This is a genomic window from Deltaproteobacteria bacterium (assembly GCA_026712905.1).
In the GTDB taxonomy this organism is placed as follows: Bacteria; Desulfobacterota; Binatia; order UBA9968; family JAJDTQ01; genus JAJDTQ01.
This window is the reverse complement of record JAPOPM010000154.1, coordinates 21,017-27,293: the sequence shown is the minus strand read 5'-3', so window position 1 is coordinate 27,293 and position 6,277 is coordinate 21,017. Positions and strand designations below refer to the sequence as shown.

The window sequence follows — 6,277 nt, the reverse complement described above, 5'->3', positions numbered from 1 at the left end:
GGCTTCGCCGGTCAGGGCAACAACCAGATGCTGGTGGGCGACCCGGCGACGGGCGAGATCCGCCGCTTCCTGGTGGGTCCCAGGCAGTGCGAGGTCACCGGCATCGCCTGGAGCGCCGACGGCAGGACCCTGTTCGTGGGCGTTCAGCACCCGGGCGAGAAGGGTGACAGCCACTTCCCCGACGGCGGCGACACCGTCCCCCGCTCGGCGGTGATCGGGGTCACCCGCGACGACGGCGGCCTCATCGGCTGAGCCGTTGTCGTCTCCTTCCCCTCTTTCCCCGGGAGGGCGCTTCGGCGCCCTCCCGTTTTCTTCGTGGGTCGCCGCGGGTTGCAGACCGGACACCTGACGGTGTATAAGAGCCCGTTTGCGGTGACTGCGCCCAAGGCCTTCCGCCATACGACGAGAATGCCGACGTCAGCATGATCACGCCCAATCAAACAATCTTCCCGCTGCTGGTCCTGGCATTCTTCCTGACCCTCTTCCATTTCGCCGACGCCGAGACGTGCCTGAAGACCGGAGGCGCCGAAACGGGGTCCTCCTGTGAGGACGAAGACAGCGTCCCCGCCCATCATGACCACGCATCCGAGGGCCACGGCGACGCCAGCGGCATGGTCCACATCCAGCGGATGACGTGCGAGGACGGGGCGGTGGCCCGGTGGAAACCCGAGGGCCGTGACGTGGTGACGTTCAACGTCAACGATTGGGCCGGGGTCTCCCTGGAAGTGGCGCTCGCGGTACGCCGCGGCGTGCTGCAATGGAACCGGGTGCAGCCGTTCTACGCCATGTGGGAAACGGCGAGCGAGGACGCCGACATCACCATCGAGTTGCTCGACGACCTGTTTCCCGGGATCGTTGGAGCCGCCCAGGTCAAATGCCGCAACGCGCAAGAAGGGATTCGCAAGGCCTACGTCTACCTGGCGCTCAAGGGCGTGGGCGCCGTGGAAGCCCAGAACATGACCGCCCACGAGATCGGCCATGCCATGGGATTGGGCCATTCGGATCGCAGCCACGACCTCATGGACGCCAAGCTGGCGGAGAAGAACATCGACGAACGCATGATCTGTCCCAGCAATCTGGATCGCGCCGGACTGATCGCGGGGATGCACTCGTATGCCATTCCCGCGGAGGAGTGGACCGAGATGGATTGCTGGGGGCGGAGTTCGGGATGAGGGCCGCGGACCGGCAAGAGCGGCGGGGTTGCGGGGGCCGAAGGCCGGTGACGCGGCGATGATCGCTGAATGGACGATCCCCTCCGCGCTGGCCGACTTTCATGACATCGAGAATGCCCTCGAGGGCAGGCGCGCGGCGGTGTTCCTCGACTACGACGGGACCCTGACGCCCATCGTCGACACCCCCGAGCAGGCCGTGCTCACCGACGAGATGCGCGCGGTGGTGCGGCGCCTGGGCGACCGTTGCGTAACCGCCATCGTCAGCGGGCGCACGCGCAAGGACGTGCAGGCGCACGTCCGCCTCGACAATCTCTTCTACGCGGGAACACACGGATTCGAGATCGTCGGGCCCGAGGGCTCCGGCATCCACCACGAGGTGGGACAGGAGTTTCTCCCGGCCATGGAGGAACTGCACCGGCGGCTGCGCCGCGCCATCGGGGATACTCCCGGCCTCTTGCTGGAAACCAAGGGCTACTCCCTGGCGGTGCACTACCGGCTCGTGCGGGAGTCCGCGGTGGCGCGCGTGGGATCCGTCGTCGACGAGTCGATGTCGGACTACCCCACGCTGCGCAAGACCCACGGCAAGAAGGTGTTCGAGATCCGCCCGCGGTTCGACTGGGACAAGGGCAAGGCGGTCCAGTGGATCCTGCAGGCCCTCGACCTCGACCGCGCGGACATGGTGCCGTTCTACCTGGGCGACGACACCACCGACGAGGACGCCTTCGAGGCGGTGGACGGCAGGGGCATCGGGATCCTCGTGGCGGACGAGCCCCGTCCGACCGCGGCGCGGTACCGGCTGGAGGACAGCGCCGAGGTGGCGCGTTTCCTTCAGGGTCTGGTACGTGTTCTGCATGAACCGACGTAACACCCGTGCGACAAGCTGATGGAGGATCGGCGCCAAGAGTTCTGGAGCCGGCTCCGTGCCGGGGGCATCCCCGGCGTTCCCGATGAGTTCTCGGTCACCTTCGCCCACCAAGGGATTCCGGCCGCCGTGCTGGACGAGATCGACGCGTTCATTCGCGTCTTCGAGGACGTCACCACCCGGCCCGTGTGGCAGGAGGCCGTGGTGGCTTCGTCGGGCCAGACGGTGCCCGCGCACCGCCCGGAGGTGTGCTTCTTCAGCGCCTGGGACTTCCACTTCCCTCCCGACGGTCCGTGGCAGGTCATCGAGTTCAACGACAACGGCTCCGGGCTTCTTTTCGCCGGTCTCATCAACGAATGCTACCACGCGCTCCTGGAGCCGGACCGTCAGGCGGCCGTCGAAGCGCCGCCGTCGGCCGCCGAGTTGGGGCAACACATCATCCGCATGGTGCAGCGGGAGGCCGAGGGTTTCTTCGGCAACATGCCGGACGGACTCTTCCTCATCCTCGACGAGCCCGACGCCCTGGAACGGGGCAAGTTCCAGCGCGAGATGGAGATGCTGCGGGAGTTGTTCCGCGGCGAGGGCTGGTCCGCGGAGGTGGGCTCCACGGCGGATCTCGACTGGGACGGAACGCGGCTGCGGCATCGCGGCGAGCCGGTGTCCTTCATCGTGAACCGTTCCACGGACTTCTTCCTGGAGAAGGACGTGACGCGCGCCTTGCGCGACGCGTTCCTGGAAGGCAACGTCTACGTCGCGCCCAGTCCTTTCACGTACGCCACGCGCAGCGACAAGCGCCTGCTGGAGTTCCTGTCCTTGCCGCAATGGGACAGTGAACTCGGCATCGAGCCTGGCGAGCGCGCGGTCCTGAGCCGGCACATTCCCGAGACCCATCTGCTCCGCCCCGACAACCTCGACAGCCTCGCGGCGGACCGGGAGCGGTTCGTCTTCAAGCCCATGCGCAGCCACGCGAGCCGGGGCTTTCTGCCCAGCGCGCGCGTCGGGCGCTCGCGCCTGCAGCGGCTGGTGCGGCGCGGCGAGGGCTACGTCGCCCAGCGCAAGGTGGGGCGGCCGCGCGTCCCCCTCGGCGACGGCGCGCACGTGTGGGCCGATCTGCGCGTGTGGGCCTACCGCGGCGAGCGCGTGCTCCTGTCCGGGCGCACCTCCATCGACGAGAATTCGCTGGACCTGAGGCCGCCCGCCGGGTGGCTCCCCACCTTCGCCGCCAGGAGAATCTGAGGAGTTGACCGCCCCGATGGCGTGGTCTACCTATGGACGAGTGCCGGGAGCGAGGAGGGCGGCTCGCGCCCGGCAAACACGTTGTGCCAAGGCGCTCTTGTGCCAAGGCGCCGTTGTGCCAAGGCGCTCTTCTCCTTCATTCCCGCCCTCCTCTCCGTCATTCCCGCGAAAGCGGGAATCCAGGGGCGGGGCGGGGAGCCCGAGCCTTGACGCCACCCCGGCGAACGTACCGAAACGGAGGAACGACACATGATCGAAGTCAACGGACTCACGGGCGGAGAAGCCTTTCTGCGCGTTCTGTCGGGCATGGGCGTGGAGCGCATCTTCGCGTCGCCGGGCTCGGAGTGGTCGCCGGTGTGGGAGGCCCTGGCCAAGCCGGACGAGAGCATGCCGGTGTACTTGAGCTCGCGCCACGAAGAGATCGCGCTGGCCATGGCCAGCGGCTACGCCAAGGCCACGGGCAAGCTGCCGGGCGTCATGATCCACACCACCGTGGGTGCGCTGCACGGCTCCATGGCCCTGCGCGGGGCGCTCCACGAGCAGGTGCCCATGGTGGTCTTCACCGGCGAGTCCATCGCTTTCGGCGAGGATGACGGCCCCGATCCCGGCGGCCAGTGGATGCGTTTCCTCTCGGACGTGGGCGGCCCGGCCCGGCTGGTGGACCGGTGCGTGAAGTGGAGCTTCGGGGTCAACGACAAGAACATCCTGGTTTCCACCATCCAGCGTGCCTGCCAGATGGCCATGAGCTCGCCACGCGGACCGGTGTTCGTGTCGCTGCCCATCGAGTACCTGTTCGACAAGGTCACGCGGGAGGCGCCCCTCAAGGTGTCCATGCCCACCATGCCGAGCCCCGACCCCGACGGGATCGCGGAGCTGGCGGGATTGCTGCGCACGGCGCGGAACCCCGTCATCGTGAGCGAGAACGCCGGCAAGAACGCGGCCATCGTGGAACGCATGGTGGAGCTGGCGGAACTGCTCAACGCCCCGGTGGTGGAGACCCGCAGCAGCGGCTACTTCAACTTCCCGCGGGACCATGAGTTGCACGGCGGCTTCGAGCCCGGCGAATACATGGCCGACGCCGACGTGGTGTGCCTCATCGGCGCGACCCAGCCGTGGCATCCGGCATCGGCGAACGTGGCGCAGGGGGCCAAGGTGGTGGCCCTGGACGAGGAGCCGCTGCACATGAATCTGCCCTACTGGGGTGTTCAGGTGGACCTCAGCATCGCCGGCGAGTTGGAAGCATCCCTGGGCGCCTTGGTGGAGCGACTTCGCCAGGACGGTGTGGAGGACGGCGGCGCGGGCGCGGAACGGCGGGCGAAGCTGCGGGAGCAGGGCACGGCGCGCCGGGCCAAGTGGGCTCAACAGGCCCAGAGCCTGGGATCCAAGGAACCCATGGACACCAACTGGGTGATCTACCAACTGAACCAGGCGATTCCCGATGACGTCTACCTGGTGGAGGAGACCATCACCCACCGTCTGGCGGTGCACCAGTACCTGGACCGGGTCAAGCCCGGCAACTTCTACAGCGGCTGCATCGGGGGGCTGGGCACCGGCCTGGGCACCGCCCTCGGCGTCAAGGCCGCCCATCCGGACAAGCCGGTGGTGCTGGTCATGGGTGACGGCACGTTCAACTACAACCCCGGCATCGCGGGCTTCGGCTTCGCCCAGGAATTCCGCATGCCGATCCTCATCGTGCTCATGAACAACCACGGCTACAAGTCCATGAAGCGCGGCGTCCCGGAATACTATCCCGACGGCTGGGCGGTGAGCACCAACAAATTCGTGGGCACGTCCATCGCGCCGGCGCCGGACTACGCCGCCATCGTCCGGGCCTTCGATGGCTTCGGCGAGCGCGTGCAGAGTCCGGACATGGTCAAACCGGCCCTCGAACGGGGCCTCCAGGCCGCCAAGGAAGGGCGGCTGGCGCTGGTGGACCTGTGGCTGGAGCCGGTGAACGAATAGGCGCTCGCTCGGGAAACCGTTTGTAGGGGCGACCGGCGGTCGCCCCTGGCGGGCATCGGCGCGTTCTTTCGGTAGCACAAGGAGCATTTTCGCGTGAAGATTCTTCGTTTCAATGACGATCGCATCGGCGTCCTCAAGAACGGCAGCAACGTGGTGGACGTGAGCGGCATCATCCAGCACCGCGTGGAGAAGGGTCCGCAGCGGGTGATGGAGGAGGTGATCGCCAACTTCGACGACTACCGCAAGGAGTTCGAGCGGCTGATGCGCGAAGGGTCCGGCTTCCCCTTGAGCGTGGTCAAGCTGCTGGCGCCCATCCCCCGGCCGAGCAAGTGCCTGGCCGCCTTCGTCAACTACCTGGACTCGCCCGAGCGCACGCCCGAGAGCCTGCCCATCGAGTTCTTCTACAAGGCGCCCGAGTTGCTGGGGCCGGAAGGCGCGGTGGAGTTGTCCGACATCCCGGCGGTGGTGGTGACCCAGCCCGAGGCCGAGCTGGCCTTCGTCATGGGATCGTGCGGGCGCAACGTGTCCGAGGCCGACGCCATGGACGCCGTGTTCGGCTACGTGCCGTTCTTCGACATCTCCAACCGGGGCATGGTGCGCCGCACCCAGTTCCTGCCCAAGGGGCAGGGCAGCCACAGCCCCTGCGGCCCCTGGATCACCACCGCCGACGAGGTCCCCGACCCCCACGACCTCACGGTCAAGTCCTGGGTCGGCGGCGAGGCCCGGCAGGACTACAACACCCGCCACATGGCCCACAAGATCCCCGAGCTGGTGTCATGGCTGTCGCGCTTCGTGCAGCTCCAACCCGGCGACGTCATCGCCACCGGCACCTACCACGTGGGCCTCGGCCCCATGAACAACGGCGACACCCTGGAGATCGACATCGAAAAACTCGGCAAGGCGCGTTTCACCGTCCGCGCCGAGGGTCCGCGCAAGGACACCGAGTGGATGCCGGGGAAATCGCAACCGCCCGCGGGGGGCGGGATGTCGAGGGTGTAAGGGCGCGAATCGTCATTCCCGCGGAAGCGGGAATCCAGGGGTGGAG

6 protein-coding genes are annotated in these 6,277 nt (G+C 67.6%); all 6 read left to right on the top strand.

Translation table 11 applies throughout. The features are described 5' to 3' along the window. A partial coding sequence (locus tag OXF11_12530) for a DUF839 domain-containing protein (GenBank protein ID MCY4487921.1) occupies positions 1-252 on the top strand: 252 nt, incomplete at its 5' end. Between the two features lie 170 nt (positions 253-422). Next, on the top strand, positions 423-1,172 hold the full coding sequence (locus OXF11_12525; protein MCY4487920.1) for a matrixin family metalloprotease: 750 nt from the start codon (positions 423-425) through the stop codon (positions 1,170-1,172). Between the two features lie 58 nt (positions 1,173-1,230). Then, on the top strand, positions 1,231-2,037 hold the full coding sequence (gene otsB / locus OXF11_12520) for a trehalose-phosphatase (GenBank protein ID MCY4487919.1): 807 nt from the start codon (positions 1,231-1,233) through the stop codon (positions 2,035-2,037). Positions 2,038-2,055: 18 nt separating this feature from the next. Continuing rightward, positions 2,056-3,270: a hypothetical protein gene (locus OXF11_12515; GenBank protein MCY4487918.1), complete on the top strand. Its 1,215-nt coding sequence runs from the start codon at positions 2,056-2,058 to the stop codon at positions 3,268-3,270. A 249-nt stretch (positions 3,271-3,519) separates the two neighbouring features. Further along, positions 3,520-5,232, top strand: coding sequence for a thiamine pyrophosphate-binding protein (locus OXF11_12510; protein ID MCY4487917.1), 1,713 nt, complete (start codon positions 3,520-3,522; stop codon positions 5,230-5,232). A 93-nt stretch (positions 5,233-5,325) separates the two neighbouring features. After that, positions 5,326-6,231 (top strand): fumarylacetoacetate hydrolase family protein, encoded by a 906-nt coding sequence (locus OXF11_12505; GenBank protein MCY4487916.1) that lies wholly within the window; start codon positions 5,326-5,328, stop codon positions 6,229-6,231. Positions 6,232-6,277: the final 46 nt, after the last annotated feature.